Source organism: Saccharomonospora sp. NB11 (assembly GCF_015910535.1).
Taxonomy (GTDB): Bacteria; Actinomycetota; Actinomycetes; order Mycobacteriales; family Pseudonocardiaceae; genus Saccharomonospora.
The window spans coordinates 251,001-275,134 of sequence record NZ_JACBJG010000007.1 but is presented as its reverse complement, the minus strand read 5'-3'; the positions used below and the strand labels follow the sequence as shown (position 1 = coordinate 275,134).

Below are 24,134 nucleotides of genomic sequence, written 5' to 3'. Positions count from 1 at the left end.
TGGCCGCCTCCGTCAGTCGATCAGAGCGCCCCGGAGGAGGACGTGCTTCGGGGTGCGCAGCACGGACAGGTCCTCGCGAGGGTCCTCGTCGAAGACGAGCAGATCCGCCGACGCGCCCTCGGCGACGCCGTCGACACCGAGCCAGTCCCGTGCGGCCCACGACGCCGACGCCAGGGCCTGTTCCCGGGTCAGTCCGGCCTTGTGCAGGGCCTCGATCTCGTCGACGAGCCGGCCGTGCTCGACCATGCCGCCCGCGTCGGACCCCGCGTAGACGGAGACGCCGGCGTCGATCGCGGCGCCGACCATGTCGGTGACGCCCGCGTGGAGAGCCCGCATGTGCGCGGCGTACGTCGGGAAGCGTGTCGCCCGGTCGGCGATGGCCGGGAAGTTGTCGATGTTGATCAACGTCGGTACCAGCGCGACGTTGCGGCGGGCGAGTTCGGCGAGCTGGTCGGACGACAGGCCCGTGCCGTGCTCCAGGCAGTCGATGCCCGCCTCGATCAACCCCGGCAGCGCGGCCTCGCCGAAGACGTGCGCCGTCACCCGCGCACCGGCCTCGTGGGCGACGCGGATCGCCTCGGCGAGCACGTCGTCCGGCCACAACGGCGCGAGATCACCCACCGAACGGTCGATCCAGTCGCCGACGAGCTTGACCCAGCCGTCGCCGTCGGCGGCCTGCGCCGCCACCGCCGCGGGGAGGTCGTCCGGGTGCTCCAGCTCGATCGCGTAACCCGGGAGGTAGCGCTTCGGCAAGGCCAGATGACGGCCGCTGCGGATGATGCGCGGCAGGTCGGCCCGCTCCTGCAACGGGCGGACGTCGATGGGCAGCCCGCAATCCCGGATCAGCAGGGTGCCCGCGTCGCGGTCGCGCCTCGCCTGCGCGGCCGCCTCGTCGAGGCTCGTCGGACCGTCCGACCCGATGCCCGGATGACAATGCGCATCCACCAGGCCGGGCACGACGAACGCACCGTCGAGCGTGCGCGCCCCGTCGACCGGCTCGAACGTGATCCGCCCGCCAGCGATCCAGACGTCCCGCTCCACGCCGTCGGGGAGAACGACTCCGCGAAGGTGGTGCACGGCCGACGCCCTACTTCTTCTTCGGCAGCTTCAGCTTCGACGGGTCGAACCCGGGCGGCAGGTCGTTCAGGCCGCCACCGAGCTGGGACAGGTCGGGCATGCCACCACCCTGCGGCATGCCGCCGGGGAGTCCTGCGGGGAACCCGCCCTTGAACTTGGGCGGCGTGGGCCCCTTGTTCTTGCCCTTCTTCCCCTTCTTGCCCTTGCGCTTCTTCGTCGCACTGTTGCCCATGCCGAACCCGAAGCGGCCCGCCATCTGCTGCATCATCTTGCGCGCCTCGAAGAAGCGGTTCACCAGGTCGTTGACGTCCCGAACGGTGACGCCGGACCCCTTTGCGATGCGCTGCCTGCGCGACGCGTTGATGATCTTCGGGTTGGCCCGTTCCGCGGGCGTCATGCCCCGGATGATCGCCTGGAGCCGGTCGAGATGGGCGTCGTCGACCTGCGCGAGCTGGTCCTTCATCTGCCCCGCGCCGGGGAGCATGCCGAGCAGGTTGCCGATCGGCCCCATCCGCCGCACGGCCTGCATCTGCTCCAGGAAGTCCTCCAGCGTGAGCTCACCGGTGCCGAGCTTGGCCGCGGTCTGCTCCGCCTTCTCCTGATCGAACGCCTGCTCGGCCTGCTCGATCAGGGTGAGGACGTCACCCATGCCGAGAATGCGGCTCGCCATGCGGTCGGGATGGAAGACGTCGAAGTCCTCGAGCTTCTCGCCGTTCGACGCGAAGAGGATCGGCTCGCCGGTGACGTGTCGCACCGACAGCGCCGCACCACCGCGGGCGTCACCGTCGAGCTTGGTCAACACGACGCCGGAGAAGCCCACGCCGTCGCGGAAAGCCTCGGCCGTGGTGACCGCGTCCTGACCGATCATCGCGTCGACCACGAACAACGTCTCGTCGGGCGTGACGGCGTCGCGGATGTCGGCGGCCTGGCGCATCAGTTCCTCGTCGACACCCAGCCGACCGGCCGTGTCGACGATGACCACGTCGTGCTGCGCGCGGCGCGCTTCCTCGATCGACCGGCGCGCGACGTCCACCGGGTCGCCCACCCCGTTGCCGGGCTCGGGCGCGAACGTGGCGACTCCCGCGCGCTCACCGACGACCTGGAGCTGGGTCACGGCGTTCGGACGCTGGAGGTCGCACGCGACGAGCAGCGGCGTGTGGCCCTGCTTCTTCAGCCACAGCGCGAGCTTGCCTGCCAGGGTCGTCTTACCGGCACCCTGCAGACCCGCGAGCATGATGACCGACGGCGGGTTCTTGGCGAAGTTGAGTCGGCGGGTCTCCCCACCGAGGATCGCGACGAGTTCCTCGTTCACGATCTTGATGACCTGCTGGGCCGGATTCAGGGCCTCCGAGACCTCGGCGCCCTTGGCCCTCTCCTTGACCTGCTTGATGAACTCGCGGACGACGGGGAGGGCGACGTCGGCCTCCAGCAACGCGATGCGGATCTCCCGCGCTGTCGCGTCGATGTCGGCGTCGGAGAGCTTGCCCTTGCCGCGCAGGTTCTGCAGGACCGACGTGAGCCGATCGGAGAGTGTGTCGAACACGAGGTGCACGCTCCAGCAGGTCGTGGATGTTCCGGCCGGACTGCAGGACACAGGGCCCGACCGCGACTCCCAAGCGTAGACGACTCGGCCCTGACGACGGTCGGCCCGCCCGGCCGAGCGCTCCCCCCTCTGCGCCCCCCTTCCGACCGGACGGGCCTCACCCGGTGAGGTGCTCGTCGGGTCCGGCTGTGTCACGACGTTCGCCAGACCCCCAGAACTGGCGACCGCCCGGGCCGGATGAGCACCTCACCGTGATGTCTACAGCTTGCCGGGCACCGTGCGGTGGCGGCAGCGTGAAGACACTGAGTAACCGGTGAGTAGTCCTACGCAATTCGGTCCGGGCGGTTTCGCTCGGTTCGCGGTCGGGGGGGCGGGGAGCGGCGGAGTGCCGGTGCTGGGGCGTTCAGTCCGAGTGCACCACACCGGGGCCGCGCAGGCCACCGGAACTGGTCCTCCGCCGTCGGGGAAGCACTGTCAGAGCGCGTCCACCCCGCGTTCCCCGGTGCGGACCCGGACCACCGTCTCGACGGGACTCACCCACACCTTGCCGTCGCCGATGTTGCCCGTGTGGGCCGCCGCCACCACGGCGTCGACGACCTTGTCGGCCAGGTCGTCGTCGGTGACCACGTCGATGCGGGTCTTGGCCAGGAAGTCGACGGCGTACTCCGCACCCCGGTAGACCTCGGTGTGGCCCTTCTGCCGTCCGTAGCCCTGGACCTCGGCCACCGTCATGCCCAGCACGCCGAGCTGTTCGAGGGCGGCACGCACGGCGTCCAGTGTGTAGGGCTTGACGATCGCGGTGACCAGCTTCATGTCGTGCTCTCCTCCAGTTCGCGGCCGGACGCCGACTCGGGCGTCTCGGACGGCGCGGGCGTGCTCGTCGGGGCGGGCGTGGGCCGCCCTCCCCGCGCCCCCGCGAGGTCGTAGGCGGCCTCGGCGTGTTCCGCCTCGTCGATGCCGGTGATCTCCTGCTCGGGGCTGACCCGGCCGCCGGTGACCGCCTTGACCAGCAGACCCAGCACCACCGCGAGCAGGCCCGAGTAGGCCATGACCACCACGGCACTCAGCACCTGGACACCCAGCAGCTTGACGTCACCGCCGTAGAAGAGGCCGTCCTGGCCGTCCTCGGCGACCACCGACGACGTCGCCACGAAGCCCAGCAGCACCGTGCCGACGAGCCCGCCGACCAGGTGCACGCCCACGACGTCGAGCGAGTCGTCGAACCCGAGGCGGTACTTCAGGCCCACGGCCAGCGCACACGCCGCACCCGCGACCGCACCGATGAGCAGCGCGCCCCACGTGTCGACGAACGCGCACGCGGGTGTGATCGCCACGAGTCCGGCCACGACACCCGACGCGGCCCCGAGGCTCGTGGCCCTGCCGTGCCGCAGCCGCTCGGTGAGCAGCCAGGCCAGCATCGCCGCACACGTGGCCGTCACCGTGTTGACGAATGCGATCCCGGCGACGCCGTCGGCCGCGTACGCCGATCCCGCGTTGAACCCGAACCAGCCGAACCACAGCAACCCGGCGCCCAACATGACGAACGGGAGGTTGTGCGGCTTCATCGGCTCGGCGGGCCAGCCGACGCGCTTGCCTAGCACCAGCACCAGACCGAGCGCCGCGGCGCCCGCGTTGATGTGCACCGCCGTACCGCCCGCGAAGTCCAGCGCACCGAGTTCGTCGATCCAGCCGCCGTCACCCCAGACCCAGTGGGCGACGGGGAAGTACACGAGCGTGGCCCACAGGCCCGCGAACAGCATCCAGGCGCCGAACTTCATCCGGTCGGCCACCGCGCCCGCGATGAGCGCCGTGGTGATGATCGCGAACATCGCCTGGAACGCGACGTCGACGGTGCCCTCGGTCGGGTCGCCGTCCACCGTCATGAGCCCGGAGAGGCCGAGATGGTCGAAGGGATTGCCGAGCAGACCGGCGATGTCGGAGCCGTACGCCGTCGAGTAGCCGTAGACCACCCACAGGACCCCGATGAGCCCCATGGCCCCGAAACACATCATGAGCATGTTCAGCACGCTCTTCGCACGCACCATGCCGCCGTAGAAGAACGCCAATCCCGGCGTCATCAGCAGCACCAGCGCGGCGCTGGTGAGCAACCAGGCCGTATTGCCTTCCACGTGCCCTCCTCGCCCTTCGAACCGTCGTCGCACCCGCGCACACGGCGGGGTTTGGACGAGCATGGGAGGTGGGTGTTGCGGCTGATCGCCGACTGCGTTGCGAGGACGTGAACCCGGCCACGCAGCACGTAACGTCCGCGTTTCCCGCGGTCGGGACGCATGGTCGAATAGGGGTATGACGCGTCCCGCACCGGTGGCACCGGCTCCTCCCGCCCCCGTCGTGGCCGCTCTGCGCTGCTCGGTGTGCGGCGGCGAGGTGGCGTTGCAAGCACGCACGCTGCGGTGCTCGGCGGGACACAGCTTCGACCTCGCCCGGCAGGGCTACGTGAACCTCCTGCACGCGACGGTGCCGAAGGGGACGGCCGACACGGCGGCCATGGTGGCGGCGCGCGAGGCGTTCCTGCGCCGCGGCTTCTACGCCCCGCTCGCCCACGCGCTGGCGGCCCGGGTGGAGCCGGAACAGGACCGGCTCGTGATCGACGCGGGAGCGGGCACGGGGTACTACCTCACGCACGTCCTGGACGCGCTGCCGGAGGCGACGGGGCTCGCGCTCGACGTGTCCGCCCCGGCGCTCAAACGGGCCGCTCGCGCGCATCCACGGCTCGGCGCCGTGGTGTGGAACCTATGGCAGCCGTGGCCGGTGGCCTCCGGAGTGGCCGACCTGGTGGTCAACGTCTTCGCGCCCCGCAACGCCGACGAGTTCCGCCGCGTGCTCGCGCCGGGCGGTCGCCTGCTCGTGGCCGGTCCCGGGCCGGGCCATCTCGCCGACCTCGCCGATGACCTCGGGCTGCTCGACGTCGGCACCGACAAGACCGAACGCCTCGACGCCGCGCTCGCCGACGGCTTCCGGCTCGTCGACCGCGCGGACGTGACCGACCGCGTCACCTTCACCCCCGACGACGTGCGCGATGTGGTGCTCATGGGCCCCAACGCCCACCACCTGCACCGCAACGGCCTCGCCGACCGGCTCGCCGCCGTCACGGACCCGCGAACCACCACCACCACCGCGTTCACGGTCTCGGTCTACGAGAGGCTGGGCTGACCGTGGCCGACCTGCCCGCGACCGCGTTGGCCGATCCCGCGTGGGTGCGCGAGGACCTCGACAGGGCCCGGCACCTGCACGGTTCCGCCTCACCTGCCGTGCTCGGCACCATCCGGTGGTACTCGGCGTCCTCGGTGCTCGTCGCGCCCGCGATCGAACCCTGGGTGCACACGGGCACGGCACGCGATCCCGGTCTGGAATCGGTCACCTTCGACGTCGCCCCGGACGGCCGGTTCCTCGACGCGTGGTCGAGTCGGGCGCTCAGCGCGGGAGTCGCGGAACTGGGTGCCGCGCTGGTGGCCGCGGTGGACCCGGCCGTCACCGCGTTCGCCGAGGCCAGCGGCGCCTCACCGCGAGCGCTGTGGGCCGTGGCCGTCGACTCGATCGCCAACCGCCTGCTGTGGGCGTCGTCCACCACCGGCTCGACCGACTCGACCCCACGATTGGCCGACACGCTGGCCGATCACATGGAACGCGCCGCCCTCGACCGCCCCGGGTGCGTCTGGCGAGGGTCGCCCCGACCCCGCTTCGCCACGCTCGGTGAGCAGTTGGTGTTGCGACGCTCCTCGTGCTGTCTGCTCTACGAAGCGCCCCGCACCCGCGACGACAAATGCGTCAGCTGTCCCCGGCAGACCCCCGAGGAGCGGCGACGCCGGCAACGTCTCCTCCTCGGCTTCTGACCCACGCCGGTGCGATCACCGGTGTCCATCGGAGGTCACAGACGGGTCTTTGTGCCCTGCTCCACGCCGCCGCACGTGACGCAGAGTCGACCACGAGATCTCGACAGCGCGACGCTGCACCGAGAACCGGCGACGAACAAGGGACGAGGCTGGTGACACAACCACGGTCGGAGGGGACGATGTCCGCTCCCGTCGAGATGCAGGAACTGAACGAGGCCGAGTGCCTCGACCTGCTGCGGAGCGAGCCGGTCGGTCGACTCGTCTTCACCGAGAGGGCGATGCCCGCCATCCGCCCGGTGAACTACGTGCTCGACGGACGAGACGTGATCATCAGAACCACCGGCGACTCCTGGTCACGCCATGTGGCGGACACGGTGGTGGCCTTCGAGGTCGACCGGATCGACAACGAGACCCACACCGGGTGGAGTGTGGTCCTCCTGGGCACCGCCACCGTGATCACTGACGTCGACACGCTCGTGCGGGTCACCGACTTCCGCCACCGCCCGTGGGCCCCGGGACGGCGCGACCGGTACCTGCGGATTCAGGCTGGACAGTTCACGGGACGACGCCTGTCGTTCACGCCCGCCTGACACCGGCCGACCGACCCCGGCACTACTCCCAGGAGGCGGTGTCGGGGTCGATGCCGTGAGCGCGGGCGTTCGCGTCGATGCTGCGTCGCAACCACCCGGCGAGCCCGGGCCGAACGGTGTCGTAGTGGGCCGTGAACCGCGGGTCCGCCTCGTACATCCGGCCCAGACACACCTGCATCTGCCGCGTCAGCGTGAAGTAGGAGGAACTGAACACGGTGCGGTGCCGCTCGACGAGGTCGTTCGCCTCCGGGCTTCCGGGCTCCACGCCCGCGTCCATTGCGTCGGCGAGCGCCCGGTCCAGTTCGGTGACCGTGTCCACGACGTCCTGCCACTGTTCCGGGGTGCGGGTGGCCGCGCGCTCCGCGTACTGCCGCCACTGCGCCGTGTCGCCGTACTTCTCCCGGGCCTCGGCGGGCCAGTCCGGGTTCCAGTCCGAGCCGAAGACGGCGGCCTGCTGTTCGGCGGTGAGCAACAGACCGCGTTCGTGTGCCTCGATCATGCGCTCCAATCCCACGCTCAACTGCCGAAGTCGCTCGATCCGCTCCGTGACCTGCGCCTGCTGTGCGCGCAACGCCGTGGGAACGTCGGTGTCGCCGCCGTCCAGCACGGACCGGATCGCCTCCAGACCCAACCCCAGTTCCCGATAGACGACGACGCGGTGAAGCCGCTCCAGGTCCCCGGCTGTGTAGAGCCGGTACCCGGCCGTCGTGCGCACCGACGGCCGGACCAGGCCGATGTCGTCCCAGTGATGCAACGCCCGGACCGTGACCCCGAGGTGCGCCGACACCTCACCGACGGTCAGCCCGTCGACCGCGGCGTCGTCGACACCGCCACGCACGTCACCGACCCCGGACATGGGCACCATTGTCGCCGGTGCCGTGCGGGTGCTCATCCCTCGCCGCCGTCGGACTCGGGTGCCGTGATGCCCACGGCCGCGAGGTTGCGTGCTTCCTGGCTCTCCGGGTCCCACTGCTTGGCCGCGGTGAAGACGACCCTGGTCCGCTCCGGGGTCAGCACCTCCACGTCGCGGGTGTTCCACGGGGTGTCACGAGGACCGTCGACCGCGTCCGCGTCCAACGCACGCACGGCGTCGACGATCTCGTCGACCTGGTTCAACACGCACGCGAAATTGACGGTCAGCGACGGAGCCCGCTCGGGCACGTCCTCCCCCGCGACGAGCAGCACGTCCTGGAAGGCCCAGCGACGCAGGTGCACCAGCGTCCCGGGAATGCCGAACAACTCGAAGAACCCGAGCCCGCGAGTCCAGAAGTCCACCGAGGCCGCCAGGTCGTTCGTCGGGATCCGCACGAACGCCGGCATCCCGTAGATCCCGCGGTACAGCTCCGGCGCGACGGCGTCGGGACCGGGCGCGGGCACCGGGCTGATCTCGAAGGCGTTGTAGTAGTCGCTCATGGGAACGAGCCTCGGGCCTCACGCAACGTGAGGGTCAAGCTCGTTCCTTTGTGACCGCGAGCACACTCCGCTCACACGAAGGGCTTGACCTCCACCCCGGCGTCGGCCAGGGCCTTGCGCACTCGCCGAGCGAGTTCCACTGCGCCCGGAGTGTCCCCGTGCACGCACAGCGACTGCGGACTGAGGCTGAGCACCGTGCCGTCCACGGCCTGCACCGCACCCTCGACCGCCATGCGCACACTGCGTTCCACCACCGCGTCGGGGTCCCGCACCACGGCCAGCGGGTCGCGGCGCGACACCAACGTGCCCTGCGGCGTGTAGGCGCGGTCGGCGAACGACTCCAGCACCACGGACAGGCCCGCCTCCTCGGCCTGCTTCACCAGCTCCGAGCCCGGCAGGCCGAGGATCGGTAGCGACGGGTCGTAGCGGCGGACCGCCTCCACCACGGCGGCGGCTTGCTCGGCGTGGGAGACCACGGCGTTGTAGAGCGCCCCGTGCGGCTTCACGTACCGCACGGCCGACCCCGCAATCCGCGCGAACCCGTCGAGCGCCCCGATCTGGTAGATGACGTCGTTGGCCAGGTCGTGCGGGTCCATGTCGATGAACCGCCGACCGAACCCGGCGAGGTCGCGGTAACCGACCTGCGCGCCGATGCTCACGCCCCGCTCCGCCGCGCGCTCGGTGACCCGGCGCAGCACACTCGGATCACCGGCATGGAACCCACACGCGATGTTCGCACTGGTCACCACGTCGAGCAGTGCCTCGTCGTCACCGAGCGGCCACGCGCCGAAGCCTTCGCCCAGGTCGCTGTTCAGGTCGATCATCGCGTCCACGAGGCAAGGGTAACCGCGGTGTTCGGAGTCGGGTACGGGCGCGACACGACAGACATCCCGGTGGCCCCGGCCACACGACGAGCCGGTCAACGCCCATCCGCGGCCCGACTTCTCACTGCTCGGACGACTCGAAGATGTCGAACTCCTCGAAGAACAACTCGTCGTCGGCAGCATGCGCCTCACTTGTCGCGGGCGCGAGATCCTCCGCAGGTGCTTTCGGGCGCTGATCTCCGAACAGTCGCTCGTCCGACTCGGTGACCCGGTCGAGCAGTTCCGAGCTGCCGAGGCCCCGGCGGACGACGTCCGCCTGCCGGCGCGCCACCGCGGCGACGGCGGCCGCGATGGTCTGCTGCACCGTCGTCGACAAGGACGCCGGGCTGAGGTCGTGCACGCTCTCGGAGAACGTGACGGACGAGATCACGCCCCCGGGCCCGGCCACGACGGTCACCACCCCGTCGGGCGACGTCACGCTCGCGCTGACGTCCTTCAGCTCCTCCTCCGTCCGCTGGTAGGCCTCGGCGCGTCGCCGGTTGTCGGCCGCCGCCGTGTCCAACGCTTCGATACGACGCATCAGTTGCGCCGCGTAACCACTCATCGCTCCACTTCCGGTCGGATCGTCGTCAGGAATTCGTGAAACTCGTCGAGCAGTCGCACGAACTGGTCCGGCAACGCGCTGAGAACGACTTGCAGAACCGCCGTGCTGCCGGGGTCAGGTGGGTAGTTCATCGAGAAGAACGCCTGGCGCTGCACGAGGTGCAGCGGCTTCCCGCCGTAGGGCACGACGAGCCGAACCGCCTGCGCGAAGCCGGGGTTGTCGACGGTACCCACCTCGCTGCGCTCCCCCACCCGCACCTCGGTCGCGCCCGCCCGCAGCTCCGCCAGCGACTCCTCCGCCACCTGCTGCAACGGCGCGTCGTGGGCGCGAACGTGCCCGGTCATGGTGATGCTCGGAGTGAACCCCTTGCTCAACCCCGGATGCACCGCCACGAAGGCGGCGTTGTCGGCGTTGACCTCCTTCGGCGGCACCGAGAGCCAGCCGTCCGGCAGAGTGCACCGAATCGGCACCGGCAAAGCCGTCACCGTCGTACTCATGTCCCGGCATTCCCCTGCGCGGGCGGCATCGGCGTCTCGTCGACTTGAACCACCATCTTGCCGCGATTGTCCTCATAGGAGGTGATCTCGATCGTGTAACCGATGCGACCACCGTCCTTCGCTGTGAGCACACAGCGGGTCTTCGCGCCCACTTCACCGTCGATCGGTCCAGGACACTCGACTTCGGCCGGCTCTTCGCCCGCCATCTTGGTCAGCACATCAAATGACTGCTTTTCGAGTTCTTCCTTGGAGACGGTCGACTTGAAGCTACATCCCGACAGCGCAAAGGCAGCGCCAACAGCCAGGACAGCGACCGCACGCAGTGACCGCAATTTCACGATAACTTCTCCTCATCAGTTTCAGAATCAAGACCAGACGAAGGTGGGGATTCGGTCGAGAATGTCGCACCGCAAATCGAGTGCGGGTACAAGCTTCTGCGGATCACGGTGATCTCCCACGATGTCGTGCGCGTTGAGCTGGTCGCCATAGATGGCGAATCCTCGCGACGCACGGGGGTCCGTGACAAGGAAGCGCACAAGGTCGGGGACGAGCACGGCACGGGCGAAAGCTTCGTCCTCGGTCGTGATCTCGAAGTTCTCGTCGAACTCAGGGAAACCGAGCTGGATGTCCCGCTGGCCGATCTGAGAACGGATCTTGCTCTGGGCACGCAGTACGCGCCTCACGGTGAGCCCGGGCCGCATCGCGGGCAGACTCAGCCACACAGCCGTCACGGGCACGTGCTGTCCCTGATGCCGGACGTCGAATTCCGTCGCGATGAAGGGGCGGGAGCGGTGGGTTCCGGTGATGACGTTCCGAGCGCCCACCGCTTTGGGCGGCAAAGTGAACGGATCGAGCACGTTACGCAACTGGAACTCGGGCTGCGCGTTGTGGATTTCGGCGTAGGAGTCGTTCCTCTCCTCGAATCTCCACCCCCGCCGTTGGAGCTCCTCCGCCAACCGCTGCCGCACGTCGCCGGCCTCAGCGGTGGCGGCTCCGCTCTCAGCGGCGAAGGAGCGGGTCAGCTTGCTGATCAGCCACGCCAACCCGCCGAGGAACAGGACCCCACCGCCCACTGCGATGGCGACAATCAGACCGGTACTCACGAGTTCGCACCCTCCGGCCGGATGGTCGACAGGAACTCCTCGAAGTCGCCGATGAGCTGCGCGAACTGCGCCGGCAACGCACTCAACACAACGTGCAGCACCGCGCGCCGACTCCTGTCACGCTGGTCCTGCATCCCCAACAACACCTGAAGCTGATAGACCTGCACCGGTTTCCCCGAGCTCACCACCCGAAGCCGGACGACCTGGGTGAGAGCAGGGTTCTCCGCCGAACCGGTCTGCTCGCGCCGACCCACTTCGACACTCGGGTTCTCCGCACGAAGCCGCTCGACCGCCTCGTCCGCGACCTCCGCCAGCGGCACGTGGGACTCACGCAGTTCGCCCGAGATTGTGATGTTGGCCGTGAACGCGCCGCTCGTCCCCGGGTGCACTGCCACGAAACCGAGTCCGCTCGCGTCGACCGAGTCGGGATTCACCGACCGCCACCCCTCGGGTAACGAGAATTCGATCGGCACGGGAATGGTCGCTGCCATGCTGTCTCCCATCCGTCCTAGAAGCCGAGCACGCTGGCGAACCCGCTGCCGACATCGGACGCCATGTCGGCGATACCACTGCCGATATCGGATGCCACGTCGGCGATACCACTGCCGATGTCGGAGACGAATTCCCCTGCGTCCGATACGGCGTCCACGACACCGCTCGGATCGATTGCGATATCGAAGCCGAGGGACCCGCCGACTCCCAACGTGACACCGACCGAGGCGCCAATGTGGAACTTGCCGTCATCGCCCATTCCGAACTGTCCACTCGCCTCCGCACCGATGCCGTACCGTACCTCGCCGTGGGCACCGACACCGATGCCCCCGACCTCACCACCGACATCTCCACCGAGCTTTCCACCGGCGAAAGCTCCAGCGCTTCCCTGAGCTCCGGTGACGCCGAGCGAACCCTCGGCCGTCGCCTCGGCTCCGATGGAGGCTTCGGCGCTACCGGACACCGACACGTGCTCGCCGTAGTTCAGTTCACCTTCGGCACTTCCCTTCGCGAGGTACGCCTCCGCGTAGGCGCTCGCCGAGACTGCGAGCGCGGAGGCCGTGGCGTTCGCCCCCGCGCCCGCGCCGAGCAAGGAGCCTTCGAGACGTCCGCTGCCCGACCAGTCCCCCGATGAGAAGTCGCCTTCGAGTTGGCCACCGAGGACGTCGACGTTCGCCGACGCTTCCCATTCCTCTTCCGGGATCTCGATACCGAGCTGGCCGAGGGTGTCCTTGACGAAGTCGTGAAACAGCCCGTCGGACTGCGTTCCCCATTGACCAGTCCAACTGCCACCACGACCGTGTCGCTGGTACCCGCCAGGGTCGACCCACTCTTTCTTCTCCGGGTCCCATTCGGTCTTGTCTCGCCGGGAGCTTCCCCACTCTCGGCCCCCGAGGTCGCGCTTGTAGCCGCCTTCGCCATCGGGTTCGAAACCGAGTAGCCCGGCCGACCGGTCTCCGGCCTGGTTCACCTCGTTGCGCGCGTTGTCCAGGACGGCTTGGGCTTCCTCCGCCGCCGCGGCACCGGGGTCGTCGAACGGCGACGGCGTCTCGCCCGCCTGGGAGGCGGCTTGGGCCTGTTCGTTGTACTGGGCCGCGGCAGCCCGTGACGCCGCCTGCGCCTCCGTGTACATCTCGATCGCCCGCTGCGCTTCGCCCTGGGCCCAGACCAAGGTGTCGGCGTAGTCGGCGAGAGTTTGTCCACCCTGGTTGGCCGTGTCGACCGCCTGGAACCATTTCGGTGGTTCGGCACTGAACACGTCGCGGAAGGCCGTGGCGGCATCACCGGTCCACTCCCCGGGATCGACGTTGCCGAGTCCGTCGCCGGTCGCTCCGATGGCCTCGATGTTCTTCACGAGCTCGCGGAGGTCGTTGATGATCGCCTCCGGGTCGCCCGGGATCAACTCTCGTGGATTGGTTGTCTGCCCCAGTTCGGCCATCAGGACGGCATCCCCCGGCCCGCGGTCTCATTGGAAGTTTCGCTCTCGATACCGGAGAGAGCGTCGGCGATACTGCCGGTGATTCCACCGCCCGGGACGACACTCGGATCGAGTCCTGCGCCAATCGGCTGGCCGCTGTGGACCTGGCCGATCCCCATGCCTCCCGTGATCCCGCCGCCCGGGACCACACTAGGATCGAGACCCCCACCGTCGACCAGGCCCCCCAGACCGGTCAGCGTCGCACCCGTCTCCGCTTCGCGCTCGAGGTACTTGATCGCCGCCGTCCGCAGGGAGTCACCGTGTTCGGCAGCTTTGTCGCGAAGGGACTCCACCTCGCGTTTGACGTTCTCGACGAAGTCCGCCCACGCTCGCTGGACACCTGAATGTCCATAGTCACCTGTCGGCCCTTCCCGGAAGAGCTGGATGACTCCTCCGATGGCGTCATCGATCTTGCCCGCCGTCTGCCGAAGCTCCTCAGGGATTGCTCCGAAGCCAAACCCACCAGTCACACCAAACAGGATGTTGATCTTCGAACTATGCGTCCGGGAGATCGACTTGTTTCACCCAATCGGATGATCCAGCACGTATCGGCCCGAACTAGCCGCCCTCCACACGGACCGTGGAGACGAACTCCTGGAAGTCGACCGCCAGGTCCTGGAAGTGTTCCCGCCGCGTGGTCAAGGCGAATTCGAGCACGGCTCGGCGTCTCGGGTCGGTCGTGTCACTCATGCGGGCAGACGAAGGAACCGCGGATTGCTCGGCGGTCGGCGTCGCCGCGACCGGCGTGCCCGTCGTCGTGCCACAGCCTGCCAGCATCGCGCACCCGGCGACGAGCACCGTCACGCCTCGCGTCCACGCCGTCGTCCGCGGATATCCCTGTCGAGCCACAAAAGTTGATCATTCCCAGCCAAGGCGAGCACTGTGGACACAAGCGGCGTCGATCACCTGAACGGGCTACACATGACCGTGCCCCGGTCCACCCGAGACGGACGGACCGGGGCACGGCACGGGATCACTTGATGCGTTCGTACGCGGGGAGGGTGAGGAAGTCGGCGAACTGCTCCGCCAGCGCCACCTGCTCGAACAGCTCCACCGACTCGGCGAGCAGCTCGGCCGGGATGACGTCGGCGAGCTCGGTGCGCACCTCGTCGAGCACCGACCGCACGAGCTCCTCGGTGACCTTCTCGCCGGTGTCGAGTTCCACGCCGTTGCGCACCCACTGCCACACCTGCGAACGCGAGATCTCGGCGGTCGCGGCGTCCTCCATGAGGTTGTGGATGGCCGCCGCGCCGTTGCCGCCCAGCCAGGAGGCGATGTAGCGGACGCCGACGTCCACGGCGCCGCGCAGGCCGTCCTTGGTGGCGCGACCCTCGGTGCTCGCGACGTCGAGCAGTTGGTCGGCGGTCACCGAGACGTCCTCGCGGAGGCGGTCGAGCTGGTTCGGCTTGTCGCCGAGCACCTTGTCGAACTCCTCCTTGCACAGCTCGACCATGCCCGGGTGCGCCACCCAGGAGCCGTCGAAGCCGTCACCGGCCTCGCGCGACTTGTCGTCGCGCACCTTGGCGAACGCCTTCTCGTTGGTCTCCGGGTCCTTGCTCGGGATGAACGCCGCCATCCCGCCGATCGCGAACGCGCCGCGCTTGTGGCAGGTGCGCACCAGCAGCTCGGTGTACGCGCGCATGAACGGCGCCGTCATCGTGACGCTGTTGCGGTCGGGCAGGATGAACTTCTCGCCCGCGTCCCGGAAGTACTTGATGACGCTGAACAGGTAGTCCCAGCGGCCGGCGTTGAGGCCCGACGCGTGCTCACGCAGTTCGTAGAGGATCTCCTCCATTTCGAACGCAGCCGGGATGGTCTCGATGAGCACCGTGGCGCGGATGGTGCCGTGTTCGACGCCCAGCGTCTTCTCGGCGTAGGTGAACACGTCGTTCCACAGGCGCGCTTCGAGGTGGCTCTCCATCTTCGGGAGATAGAAGTACGGGCCCGCGCCGCGGTTCAGCAGTTCCTTGGCGTTGTGGAAGAAGTACAGGCCGAAGTCCACGAGCGCGCCGACGCCCTTGCGACCGTCGAACTCCAGGTTGCGCTCGTCGAGATGCCAGCCTCGCGGACGCACGACGATCGTGGCGTGCTCGACGTCGTCACGCAGCTTGTAGTGCTTCTTGCCGGTGTCGAGCTCGATGGTCTTGCGCACCGCGTCGTACAGGTTGACCTGACCCGACACGACGTTGGCCCAATGCGGCGTGTTGGCGTCCTCCAGGTCGGCCAGCCACACCTTGGCGCCCGAGTTCAGGGCGTTGATGGTCATCTTCCGGTCGGTGGGACCGGTGATCTCCACCCGACGGTCGCGGAGTGCGGGCGGGGCCTCGGCGACCGTCCACTCGGACTCGCGGATCTCCTTCGTCTCGGGCAGGAAGTCGAGCCGCCCCGTCCGCTTGGCCTCCTCACGGCGACGCTTCCTCGCCTCGAGCAACTCGTCCCGCGTGGCGGCGAAGGACGAGTGGAGCCCGGCGAGGAACTCCAGCGCCTCATCGGTGAGGATTTCATCGCCACGCTCGACAGCAGCGCCGAGCACACGCACATCAGACATCGAACACCCCAAACACGAGGACTCGCGAACTGCCGGAACAGTCATCACGATCGACAGCAACTCTTCTGTATACCGGACTATAGTTTCTACATTGCGGAACCTCAACGCGGAGTCTCGACGAGGAGCCTCGGCGCGGACCGCGAGAAAGGAGTCACCCGGTGGCGACTGCCAAAGCGGGCAACGGAGGTGTGCAGTCGCTCCAGCGCGCGTTCGAACTGCTGGAACGGCTCGCGGACACCGGCGGCGAGGCGAGTCTGTCCGAGCTCGCGGCCTCGTCGGGGCTGCCGATGCCCACCATTCACCGCCTGATCCGTACCCTCGTGACACTCGGATACGTGCGGCAGAACACGAACCGGCGCTACGCACTCGGCGCCCGGCTGATCCGGCTCGGCGAGCACGCGAGTCTCCAGTTCGGCACCTGGGCGAGGCCGCTGCTGGCCGAACTCGTCGACGAGGTCGGTGAGACCGCGAACCTGGCCGTGCTGGAGCGCGACGAGGTCGTCTACGTCGCCCAGGTGGCGTCCCGGCGGCACTCGATGCGCATGTTCACCGAGGTCGGCCGACGGCTGCTGCCCCACGGAACCGGCGTCGGCAAGGCGATGCTCGCGACGCTGCCGCCGGACGACGTGCGCGCGCTGCTCGCCCGCACCGGCATGCCCGCTTACACCGAACACACGCACACCGACGTCGAGACCTTCCTGACGCACCTGGAGCGGATCGCCGAGGAAGGCCACGCGCTCGACGAGAGCGAGCAGGAGCTCGGTGTCCGGTGCATCGCGGTGGCCGTGCCGGACGCGCCCGTCCCCGCCGCCGTGTCGGTGTCCGGACCCGAGGGCCGCCTCACCGACGAGGTCGTCCGTGCCATCACCCCGGCGGTGCAGCGGACCGCGAAGCGACTGTCCGAGCAGCTCGCGGCGCGCCATCCGGCCGAGTGAGCGCGCACCGGGGAATTCTTCGCGCCCGGACTCAACGAAGCGCGGCAGTGGCGACGTTACAGACGCGTGACTGACCCATTCCACACCGAAGCGATACCCCGTCGCTTCGACGACTTCGTCGAGCAGCGGCTCGACCGGCTGTTGCGTTACGCCACGGCGCTGACGTGCGACCCGCACCTGGCGCAGGACGTCGTCCAGGAGGTGCTGCTCCGGGCGCAATCGAGATGGGAACGCATCGCGGCGCTCCACGCGCCCGACGCGTACGTGCGGCGGATGGTGACCAACGAATACCTGTCGTGGCGGCGGCGCCGGGCAGCCAAGCACGTGGCCACCAGCCACGAGGCGTTGGAGGCCCTGGCGTCGCCGGAGCCCGACCCCGCCGTGCGGTACGCCGAGCGGGACGCCATGCGGGCCCGCATCGCGACGCTTCCGCGCAAGCAGCGGTCGGCGCTCGTGCTGCGCTACTACGAGAACCTCACCGATGCCGAGATCGCCGACGTCCTGGGGTGCGGCGAGGGCACGGTTCGCAGCCACATCTCCCGCGCGCTGTCCCGGCTGCGCGGCGCCGAGGCCACTCGGTCCGGCCTCACCGACTCCGTGAAGGGGGCTCTGGCATGACCGACGACCGCACCGAGAACCTCATCCGCGAGGCCCTCACCCACGAGGCGAGTCGCGCGGTCGACGCGAACGTCGTGAAGAACACCTTGGCGCGGCGGGCCCACCGGCCGCGCCGACGCGGTCCCTCGCTGGTCGCGGCCACGGTGGCCGGAGCGGCGGTGGTGGCCGTCGCCGTCGCCGCCGTCGTGGTGCCCAGCCTGTGGAGCACGGACCCGGTCGACGACACGATGCCCGCGGCCGAACGGTCGGCGACCGAGCCGACGCTGGTGGTCGCGGGAATGGACGGAGCTGGACACACCGACGCGGTGCTGCTGTCCCGGGTGCGTGCCGACGGCACCGCGACGGTGTCGTTGCCTCGCGACGCCTGGGTGGACGTGCCGGGTCACGGACCGAACCGGCTCGGTGCGGCCTACCAGCTCGGACGGCAGGACGCGCTCGACGAGGGCCTCGACGAGGCCGCCGCCGACCGTCGGGGCGCCGAGACGCTGCTGGAGACGGTCGCCGCGCTCACGGGCGAGACCCCCGACCACTACGTGCTGGCGGATATGTCGGCCGTGGCGGCGGTGACCGATGCGGTGGGCGGCGTCGAGGTGTGCGTGACCGAGGCCCACCACGACCCCGCCTCCGGTGCCGACCTGGAGGCGGGTGAACAGGTCCTCGACGGCGAGCAGGCGTTGGCCTTCCTGCGGCAACGCCGGAACCTTCCCGCCGGGGACCTCGACCGGATGGTGCGTCTTCAGGCCTTCGCGGAGTCGCTGGTCGACTCGGTGGGCGAGGCCGACGGTGACACCGTCGGCAAGGTGGTCGCCGCCCTCGACGGCCACGTCCGCGCCGACGACGACCTCGACGTGCTCGGGCTGGCCGAACGGCTGGCCGCCCACCCCACGCTCTCGACGGCCACCGTCCCCGTGGGCGACGTCGTCATGCCGGGCGGGGTCGCGGCGATCGAGGTCGATCCGAAGGAGGTACGGGCGTTCGTCGGTCCGTTCCTCGACGGCCGTGCGCCGGAGGGCACCGCGCCCGAGCCGCATCGCACCGGCGAGGCACGCTGTGTGAACTGATCCGAACACGACGAAGGGCCACCGTCCCCGGTGAGGAGGCGGTGGCCTTCGCGTGTCGGCTGTCAGGACAGCAGCGCGTCCACGAACGCTTCCGGCTCGAACGGCGCGAGGTCGTCCGGGCCTTCGCCGAGCCCGACGAGCTTGACCGGCACACCGAGTTCCCGCTGCACCTGGAACACGATGCCGCCCTTGGCGGTGCCGTCGAGTTTGGTGAGCACGATGCCGGTGACGTCGACGACCTCGGAGAACACCCGCGCCTGGGCGAGGCCGTTCTGGCCCGTCGTCGCGTCGAGCACCAGCAGCACCTCGTCGACCTTTGCCTGCTTCTCCACGACACGCTTGACCTTGCCGAGCTCGTCCATCAGGCCGGTCTTGGTGTGCAAGCGGCCCGCGGTGTCGATCAGCACGGCGTCCACACCGGTGGTGATGCCGCGCTTGACCGCATCGAACGCCACGGCGGCGGGGTCGGCGCCCTCCTTGCCACGGACGACCTCCGCTCCGACGCGCTCGGACCAGGTCTGGAGCTGGTCGGCCGCGGCGGCCCGGAACGTGTCGGCCGCGCCCAGCAGGACCTTGTGCTCCTGAGCCACCAGCACCCGCGCGAGCTTGCCCGTCGTGGTGGTCTTGCCGGTGCCGTTGACTCCCGCGACCAGGACGACGGCGGGCTGCTTCGTGCCGTCGACCGTGTGCGGCAGGGCACGCACTGCGCGGTCGGAGTCCGGGCCCAGCGCGTTGATCAGCACCTCGCGCAGAAGCGCGCGAGCCTGGTCGGCCGTGCGGACCGCGCGGACGGACAGCTCCGTGCGCAGCGTCTCCACGATCTCCGTGGTGGTCGCCGCACCGAGGTCGGCGATGAGCAGCGTGTCCTCGACGTCCTCCCACGACTCCTCGTCGAGGTCGCCGGCGCCGAGCAGACCGAGCAGGCTCTGTCCCAACGCGGACCGCGACTTCGACAGCCTGCCCCGCAGGCGTTCGATCCGGCCCGCGGCGGGAGCGACCTCCTCGACGGGCTCCGGTGGCGCCGTCGGCGCGGCGACCGGCGTCTCGATCACGGGCTCGGACTTCGGCGCGGCCGTGGTCGGCTCGGCCTCGGCAACCTCCGTGGTGTCGGGGGCCTGGGGAGCCTCGGTGGACTCCGCCTCCCGGGTCGGTTGCTCGGGCGCGACCGCGGTGTCCGACTCGACGGTGGTGTCCGTGACGGTGGTGTCCGGCGCCTCCGGGCGCGGCTCGGGGACGGCCTCCTCGGCCGGACGCTCCGCCGGAGCCTCCGGCGCCTCGGCCTGGTCGGGCAACCGCACGTCCACGATGTCGCGACGCGGAGCGTCCCGAGGCACCGCGGCGTCCTCGCCGACCCCTGGCTCCCCGTCGGTCTCGGTGCGCTCGGCCACCGGGTGCGCAGGCGGCTCGGGTGGAGCCTGCGGCTGCGCGGGGGTCGTCTTCTCCCCGCCCGGCGCGAGCGCGATACCGCCTCCGGCTTGGTAGGAGTTGCCCTGCGGCCGCTTCTCCTCCGGCTCACGCTCCAGGCGAATCCGGCGTTTGCGTGCGATCGTCAGCCCGGCCACGAGTGCGACCAACAGCACAACCGCCGCGGCGATGATGATCCACAACCAGGTGTTCGACACGACAGCCATCCTCCCATCCGCCCTCGTCGCCGGCAGTCCACCCTCGACCAATACGGTCAGCGTTCAACTCACTACAAATCTTTTTGGACAATCCTTCACGAAACATCTTGCGCCGGGCCCCTTCCTGGACTAGACCACCACCGTGGTTGAAAGAAAGACCGAGCTCCGGGTCGTCGGTCTCCTCTCCGGCACGTCCGTGGACGGCATCGACGTCGCCGTCGCCTCGTTCCGGGTGGAGGGCGACGAGCTCACCCTGACCCCGCTCGGCCACCGAGAACTGCCCTACCCCGACGAGCTGAGGCGCGACATCCTCGCGGCGTTGCCTCCCGCGGATTGCAGCGCCGAGCAGCTCACCAAGCTCGACACCCGCGTGGGCCAGGCGTTCGCCGAAGCGGCGCGGACCGCAATCGCCGACCTCGCCGGCGGGGAGGCGGACCTGATCGCTTGCCTCGGCCAGACCGTGTTCCACTGGGTCGAGCAGGATCGGGTCGAGGGCACCCTGCAGATCGGCCAACCCGCCTGGATCGCCGAACGCACCGGCCTCCCCGTCGTCGCCGACCTGCGGGTGCGCGACGTGACGGCGGGCGGACACGGTGCGCCGCTGGCGAGCACGATCGACTCGATGTGGTTGCGCTCGACCGCCGAGCGTGAGGGCAGGCCCGTGGGCGTGCTCAACATCGGTGGCATCGCCAACCTCACGGTCGTGCACCCCGACGGCTCGGTCCTCGCCTACGACACCGGCCCCGGCAACGCGCTGCTGGACATCGCCGCCACCGAGGTCACCGGCGGAGCCCAGCGCAGCGACCTCGACGGGGCGCTCGCCCTCCGCGGAACTGTGAGGCAGGACCTGCTGTCGCGCCTGCTCGCGGATCCGTACTATGCCTTGCGACCCCCGAAATCGACCGGCAAGGAGTACTTCCACGCCGCCTACCTCAGGCAGGCCACCGAGGGGCTGCCCCCGATCGACGGCCCCGACCTGCTCGCCACGCTCACCGAGCTGACCGCGGCGACGGTGGTGGCCGAGTGCGAGCGCCACGGCGTGAGCACTGTCGTGACCTCCGGAGGCGGCCTCCGCAACCCCGCCCTCGCAGCCGCACTACGGCGTCGTGTCACCGTGGTGCCCAGTGACGAACTCGGTCTGCCGTCCGACGCCAAGGAGGCGTACCTGACGGCGCTGCTCGGCTGGCTGACCTGGAACGGACTTCCCGCCAACGTGCCGAGCGCGACCGGCTCGGCAGGACCTCGCATCCTCGGCACGATCACGCCGGGGGCCGGTCCGCTGATCATGCCTGCCCCATACCAGCAGCCCTTGACCCGCCTGCGGGTCCCGACCCCCGAAACACCGTAGGAGACAGCCATGCGCGCACTGGATCTCGCGATCATCGCGATATTTCTGGTCGGGTCGCCGCTGCTGGGCATTCTGCTCGGCGGCAAGCAGAAGTCCTCGACCGACTACTTCGTCGGTAGCCGACAGGTGCCCTGGTGGGCGGTGACGTTCTCCGTCGTCGCCACGGAGACGTCCACGCTGACGGTGATCAGCGTGCCGACCGTGGCCTACCTGGGCAACGTCACCTACCTGCAGCTCGCGATCGGTTACCTCATCGGTCGCATCCTCGTGGCCTTCGTGCTGCTGCCGCGCTACTACGCGGGCGACCTCGTCAGCGCCTACGGCTTCCTGGGCAAGCGGTTCGGCAAGGGCATGCAGGGCACCGCGTCGGTGACGTTCCTGGTGACGCGCCTGCTCGCCGACGGTGTGCGGCTGTTCGCGACCGCCATCCCGGTCAAGATGGTGCTCGCGGCGCTCGGGCTCGACGTGTCGTACTGGGTGATCATCGCGGCCATCGCCGTGGTCGCCGTCGTCTACACCTACCTCGGCGGCATCAAGGCGGTCATCTGGGTCGATGTCGTCCAGATGGGCATCTACTGCCTCGGCGCGGTGGCGGCCGTGTTCTTCCTCGCGGGCAAGCTGCCCGACGGGTGGTTCGGCTCGCTCTCGGACGAGGGCAAGTTCCAGTTCTTCGACTTCTCGTCGAACGTCATCACCAACCAGTACGCGTTCGTCACCGCCGTCGTGGGTGGCGCGTTGTTCGCGATGGCCTCGCACGGCTCCGACCAGCTCATGGTGCAGCGCCTGCTGGCCTGCAAGAACGTACGCGACAGCCAGAAGGCCGTGATCGCCAGCGGCGTGGTGGTGTTCTTCCAGTTCGCGCTGTTCCTGCTGGTCGGCGCGATGCTCTGGTCGTTCTACGACGGCGCCGACCCGGCCTCGATGGGCCTGCAGTCCAACGACGAGCTGTTCCCGAAGTTCATCGTCGAGCAACTGCCGTCCGGGCTCTCGGGTCTGCTGATCGCGGGTATCCTCGCCGCCGCGATGAGCACCATCTCGTCGTCGCTGAACTCGCTGTCGACCTCCACCGTCAGCGACATCTACCAGCGCATCACGAAAAAGGAGCTGCCCGACTCGGTCGTGCTGAAGCAGGCCAAGCTGTGGACGCTGATCTGGGCGGGCGTGTTCGTGATCTTCGCGTCGCTGTTCACGAGCACGGACCAGCCGGTGGTCGAGGTCGGGCTGAGCATCGCCAGCTACACCTACGGCGCGCTGCTCGGAGCGTTCGCCCTCGGCATCCTCGTCAAGCGGGCCCGCCAGACCGACGCGATCGTCGCGTTCGTGGCCACGATCGTCGTGGCGGCCGTGTTCATCCTCGGCGTCACCTTCACCGTCGACGGCACGGAGGCCGGACTGGCCTTCCCGTGGTACGTGCCGCTCGGTGTCGTCGTGACCCTCGTGGTCGGTGGACTGCTCTCGCTGCGCCACCCGGCCCCCACGGGGGACGACGAGGAGGACCGCGTGAAGGAAGCCGCGTGAGCGGCTGACCGATCGACGACAAGGGCCGGGCACCCGCGAGGTGTCCGGCCCTTCGTCGTCTCACCGACTCAGCGCGTCGTCGTCCCGTCGGCGCCGGGCACGTCGAGCTCCACCGTCGCGGCCGTCGCGGGGGCGGACGTGGTGACGTGGCCGACGGAACCCACGAACCGTGCTCGACCGTCCGGCTGCCACTCCACGGGCACCCCCATGCGGGTCGGCGGGCGACGCAACACCTCGGGGACGCTCGCCTCGTCGAGGCGCACGACCCGTGACGGACGCCGCCGGAGATCGGCGACCCGGTCCGTGCCCGCCAGCACCAGGTCCCATTCCGCGCGCGGGATCGCCCGCCCCGCCGCGTCGACCACCTCCGGGTCCGCCGACGCCCACTCGACGGGCGAGGCGTCGAAGCTCCACCACACCCTGCTCCACGGCGCGGCGGCGAACCCATGTGCCACGCACGGCACGGGCTGTCCGGGAACGAACCGCGTGCCCTCGCGGGCTGTGAAGCTCATCAGCCGGTACGCGAACACCGGCGGTGCCACGGGGTCGCGCGAGACGTCGGCGAGGACGAGCACCTGCACGTCGGCGTCGGCCTGCTCCACCACGAGCCCGGGCACGAGCTGTCCACCCCGATACGGCTTGGCGGCGCTGCTCGCCAACAGGCCACGCAGGAACAGGCCCACGCCTGCCGGCACCGCCAGCACGCCCGCACCCATCAGCACCCACGACTCCTCGGCCCCGCGCATGCCCGACGCGATCGCCCAGATCCCGAGCGCGAGCAACCCGCCACCGACCACGACACCGGTCGTCAACCGCCACGCCCGCCGGTAGACGTTCGGGCTGCTCGCCCGAAGCTGCGCCGGATCGATCGGGACGTCGAAGAACCGGCGCGGATCTCCCGTGGGCCAGCCGTGCTCTGTCTGCTCGATCATGCGGGGCATCGTCGCAGATCACCCCGCCGCCGCGGACGCCTTCAACGGGATTCCGTGAGGTCGGCCGCCGCCGTCCCCGTC

At 69.6% G+C, this 24,134-nt stretch carries 26 protein-coding genes; 8 read left to right on the top strand and 18 right to left on the bottom strand.

Features of this window, described 5'->3' with window-relative positions; translation table 11 throughout:
- Positions 1-12 precede the first annotated feature (12 nt).
- From JAV51_RS13250 to JAV51_RS13235, 4 genes are all read right to left on the bottom strand, one after another.
- The gene (locus JAV51_RS13250) at positions 13-1,077 is read right to left on the bottom strand and encodes an amidohydrolase family protein (RefSeq protein ID WP_197321003.1); all 1,065 of its coding nucleotides are present in this window, start codon (positions 1,075-1,077) and stop codon (positions 13-15) included.
- A gap of 10 nt (positions 1,078-1,087) precedes the next feature.
- Positions 1,088-2,620, bottom strand: coding sequence for a signal recognition particle protein (ffh, locus tag JAV51_RS13245; protein ID WP_197321002.1), 1,533 nt, complete (start codon positions 2,618-2,620; stop codon positions 1,088-1,090).
- 474 nt (positions 2,621-3,094) lie between these two features.
- Positions 3,095-3,433 carry a P-II family nitrogen regulator gene (locus JAV51_RS13240; protein ID WP_197321001.1) on the bottom strand — a complete coding sequence of 113 codons (339 nt, stop codon included), beginning with the start codon at positions 3,431-3,433 and terminating at the stop codon, positions 3,095-3,097.
- Complete coding sequence (locus tag JAV51_RS13235) at positions 3,430-4,749, bottom strand: ammonium transporter (protein WP_197321000.1); 1,320 nt, start codon at positions 4,747-4,749, stop codon at positions 3,430-3,432. The genes JAV51_RS13240 and JAV51_RS13235 overlap by 4 nt, the downstream gene beginning before the upstream one ends.
- 175 nt (positions 4,750-4,924) lie before the next feature.
- On the opposite strand from JAV51_RS13235, the gene JAV51_RS13230 reads away from it, so the two are divergent.
- The 3 genes from JAV51_RS13230 (at position 4,925) to JAV51_RS13220 (ending at position 7,061) form a co-directional block, all read left to right on the top strand.
- Positions 4,925-5,791 (top strand): putative RNA methyltransferase, encoded by an 867-nt coding sequence (locus JAV51_RS13230; protein WP_197320999.1) that lies wholly within the window; start codon positions 4,925-4,927, stop codon positions 5,789-5,791.
- Entirely contained in the window at positions 5,788-6,471 is a 684-nt protein-coding gene (locus JAV51_RS13225) for a Fe-S oxidoreductase (protein ID WP_197321047.1), read from the top strand. The genes JAV51_RS13230 and JAV51_RS13225 overlap by 4 nt, the downstream gene beginning before the upstream one ends.
- A 179-nt stretch (positions 6,472-6,650) precedes the next feature.
- Positions 6,651-7,061: a pyridoxamine 5'-phosphate oxidase family protein gene (locus tag JAV51_RS13220; RefSeq protein ID WP_197320998.1), complete on the top strand. Its 411-nt coding sequence runs from the start codon at positions 6,651-6,653 to the stop codon at positions 7,059-7,061.
- A gap of 22 nt (positions 7,062-7,083) precedes the next feature.
- Here JAV51_RS13220 and JAV51_RS13215 read toward each other — a convergent pair whose 3' ends face one another.
- From JAV51_RS13215 to aceB, 12 genes are all read right to left on the bottom strand, one after another.
- The gene (locus JAV51_RS13215; protein WP_197320997.1) at positions 7,084-7,917 is read right to left on the bottom strand and encodes a MerR family transcriptional regulator; all 834 of its coding nucleotides are present in this window, start codon (positions 7,915-7,917) and stop codon (positions 7,084-7,086) included.
- Between the two features lie 32 nt (positions 7,918-7,949).
- Entirely contained in the window at positions 7,950-8,474 is a 525-nt protein-coding gene (locus JAV51_RS13210; RefSeq protein WP_197320996.1) for a VOC family protein, read from the bottom strand.
- Between the two features lie 71 nt (positions 8,475-8,545).
- A complete protein-coding gene (locus tag JAV51_RS13205) occupies positions 8,546-9,307 on the bottom strand; it encodes a LamB/YcsF family protein (RefSeq protein WP_197320995.1) in 762 nt (253 codons plus the stop codon).
- Between the two features lie 112 nt (positions 9,308-9,419).
- The gene (locus JAV51_RS13200; protein WP_197320994.1) at positions 9,420-9,902 is read right to left on the bottom strand and encodes a YbaB/EbfC family nucleoid-associated protein; all 483 of its coding nucleotides are present in this window, start codon (positions 9,900-9,902) and stop codon (positions 9,420-9,422) included.
- The gene (locus JAV51_RS13195) at positions 9,899-10,399 is read right to left on the bottom strand and encodes a hypothetical protein (protein WP_197320993.1); all 501 of its coding nucleotides are present in this window, start codon (positions 10,397-10,399) and stop codon (positions 9,899-9,901) included. The genes JAV51_RS13200 and JAV51_RS13195 overlap by 4 nt, the downstream gene beginning before the upstream one ends.
- Entirely contained in the window at positions 10,396-10,737 is a 342-nt protein-coding gene (locus JAV51_RS13190) for a DUF4333 domain-containing protein (protein ID WP_005444171.1), read from the bottom strand. Before JAV51_RS13190 ends, JAV51_RS13195 begins: the two co-directional genes overlap by 4 nt.
- Before the next feature lie 27 nt (positions 10,738-10,764).
- Positions 10,765-11,502, bottom strand: coding sequence for a hypothetical protein (locus JAV51_RS13185; RefSeq protein ID WP_197320992.1), 738 nt, complete (start codon positions 11,500-11,502; stop codon positions 10,765-10,767).
- Positions 11,499-11,993, bottom strand: a complete 495-nt coding sequence (locus JAV51_RS13180) for a hypothetical protein (protein WP_231642055.1) — start codon at positions 11,991-11,993, stop codon at positions 11,499-11,501. Before JAV51_RS13180 ends, JAV51_RS13185 begins: the two co-directional genes overlap by 4 nt.
- A 17-nt stretch (positions 11,994-12,010) precedes the next feature.
- A complete protein-coding gene (locus JAV51_RS13175) occupies positions 12,011-13,432 on the bottom strand; it encodes a WXG100 family type VII secretion target (RefSeq protein WP_197320990.1) in 1,422 nt (473 codons plus the stop codon).
- The gene (locus JAV51_RS13170) at positions 13,432-13,941 is read right to left on the bottom strand and encodes a hypothetical protein (protein WP_197320989.1); all 510 of its coding nucleotides are present in this window, start codon (positions 13,939-13,941) and stop codon (positions 13,432-13,434) included. Before JAV51_RS13170 ends, JAV51_RS13175 begins: the two co-directional genes overlap by 1 nt.
- Before the next feature lie 88 nt (positions 13,942-14,029).
- Positions 14,030-14,161 carry a hypothetical protein gene (locus JAV51_RS20385; protein WP_255534921.1) on the bottom strand — a complete coding sequence of 44 codons (132 nt, stop codon included), beginning with the start codon at positions 14,159-14,161 and terminating at the stop codon, positions 14,030-14,032.
- Positions 14,162-14,444: 283 nt separating this feature from the next.
- Positions 14,445-16,019, bottom strand: a complete 1,575-nt coding sequence (aceB, locus tag JAV51_RS13160; RefSeq protein ID WP_197320988.1) for a malate synthase A — start codon at positions 16,017-16,019, stop codon at positions 14,445-14,447.
- A gap of 158 nt (positions 16,020-16,177) precedes the next feature.
- On the opposite strand from aceB, the gene JAV51_RS13155 reads away from it, so the two are divergent.
- The 3 genes from JAV51_RS13155 (at position 16,178) to JAV51_RS13145 (ending at position 18,633) form a co-directional block, all read left to right on the top strand.
- The gene (locus tag JAV51_RS13155; RefSeq protein WP_197320987.1) at positions 16,178-16,954 is read left to right on the top strand and encodes an IclR family transcriptional regulator; all 777 of its coding nucleotides are present in this window, start codon (positions 16,178-16,180) and stop codon (positions 16,952-16,954) included.
- 66 nt (positions 16,955-17,020) lie between these two features.
- Positions 17,021-17,572 (top strand): SigE family RNA polymerase sigma factor, encoded by a 552-nt coding sequence (locus JAV51_RS13150; RefSeq protein ID WP_197320986.1) that lies wholly within the window; start codon positions 17,021-17,023, stop codon positions 17,570-17,572.
- Entirely contained in the window at positions 17,569-18,633 is a 1,065-nt protein-coding gene (locus JAV51_RS13145; protein WP_197320985.1) for an LCP family protein, read from the top strand. Before JAV51_RS13150 ends, JAV51_RS13145 begins: the two co-directional genes overlap by 4 nt.
- Positions 18,634-18,695: 62 nt before the next feature.
- Here the strand turns inward: JAV51_RS13145 and ftsY are convergent, their stop codons facing one another.
- Entirely contained in the window at positions 18,696-20,264 is a 1,569-nt protein-coding gene (gene ftsY / locus JAV51_RS13140) for a signal recognition particle-docking protein FtsY (RefSeq protein ID WP_197320984.1), read from the bottom strand.
- 133 nt (positions 20,265-20,397) lie between these two features.
- On the opposite strand from ftsY, the gene JAV51_RS13135 reads away from it, so the two are divergent.
- Positions 20,398-21,603, top strand: coding sequence for an anhydro-N-acetylmuramic acid kinase (locus tag JAV51_RS13135; RefSeq protein WP_197320983.1), 1,206 nt, complete (start codon positions 20,398-20,400; stop codon positions 21,601-21,603).
- Positions 21,604-21,612: 9 nt separating this feature from the next.
- Positions 21,613-23,121: a sodium:solute symporter gene (locus JAV51_RS13130; protein ID WP_197320982.1), complete on the top strand. Its 1,509-nt coding sequence runs from the start codon at positions 21,613-21,615 to the stop codon at positions 23,119-23,121.
- A 68-nt stretch (positions 23,122-23,189) separates the two neighbouring features.
- On the opposite strand, the gene JAV51_RS13125 is transcribed toward JAV51_RS13130, so the two are convergent.
- On the bottom strand, positions 23,190-24,062 hold the full coding sequence (locus JAV51_RS13125) for a DUF3239 domain-containing protein (protein WP_231642054.1): 873 nt from the start codon (positions 24,060-24,062) through the stop codon (positions 23,190-23,192).
- Between the last annotated feature and the right edge of the window lie 72 nt (positions 24,063-24,134).

Coding starts and splice junctions, on each gene's coding strand:
- JAV51_RS20385 (WP_255534921.1), bottom strand. CDS start 14,161: ATGAGTGACACGACCGACCCGAGACGCCGAGCCGTGCTCGAATTCGCC.
- JAV51_RS13230 (WP_197320999.1), top strand. CDS start 4,925: ATGACGCGTCCCGCACCGGTGGCACCGGCTCCTCCCGCCCCCGTCGTG.
- JAV51_RS13180 (WP_231642055.1), bottom strand. CDS start 11,993: ATGGCAGCGACCATTCCCGTGCCGATCGAATTCTCGTTACCCGAGGGG.
- JAV51_RS13130 (WP_197320982.1), top strand. CDS start 21,613: ATGCGCGCACTGGATCTCGCGATCATCGCGATATTTCTGGTCGGGTCG.
- JAV51_RS13145 (WP_197320985.1), top strand. CDS start 17,569: ATGACCGACGACCGCACCGAGAACCTCATCCGCGAGGCCCTCACCCAC.
- JAV51_RS13215 (WP_197320997.1), bottom strand. CDS start 7,917: ATGTCCGGGGTCGGTGACGTGCGTGGCGGTGTCGACGACGCCGCGGTC.
- JAV51_RS13200 (WP_197320994.1), bottom strand. CDS start 9,902: ATGAGTGGTTACGCGGCGCAACTGATGCGTCGTATCGAAGCGTTGGAC.
- JAV51_RS13210 (WP_197320996.1), bottom strand. CDS start 8,474: ATGAGCGACTACTACAACGCCTTCGAGATCAGCCCGGTGCCCGCGCCC.
- JAV51_RS13125 (WP_231642054.1), bottom strand. CDS start 24,062: ATGCCCCGCATGATCGAGCAGACAGAGCACGGCTGGCCCACGGGAGAT.
- JAV51_RS13195 (WP_197320993.1), bottom strand. CDS start 10,399: ATGAGTACGACGGTGACGGCTTTGCCGGTGCCGATTCGGTGCACTCTG.
- JAV51_RS13175 (WP_197320990.1), bottom strand. CDS start 13,432: ATGGCCGAACTGGGGCAGACAACCAATCCACGAGAGTTGATCCCGGGC.
- ftsY (WP_197320984.1), bottom strand. CDS start 20,264: ATGGCTGTCGTGTCGAACACCTGGTTGTGGATCATCATCGCCGCGGCG.
- JAV51_RS13240 (WP_197321001.1), bottom strand. CDS start 3,433: ATGAAGCTGGTCACCGCGATCGTCAAGCCCTACACACTGGACGCCGTG.
- aceB (WP_197320988.1), bottom strand. CDS start 16,019: ATGTCTGATGTGCGTGTGCTCGGCGCTGCTGTCGAGCGTGGCGATGAA.
- JAV51_RS13220 (WP_197320998.1), top strand. CDS start 6,651: ATGTCCGCTCCCGTCGAGATGCAGGAACTGAACGAGGCCGAGTGCCTC.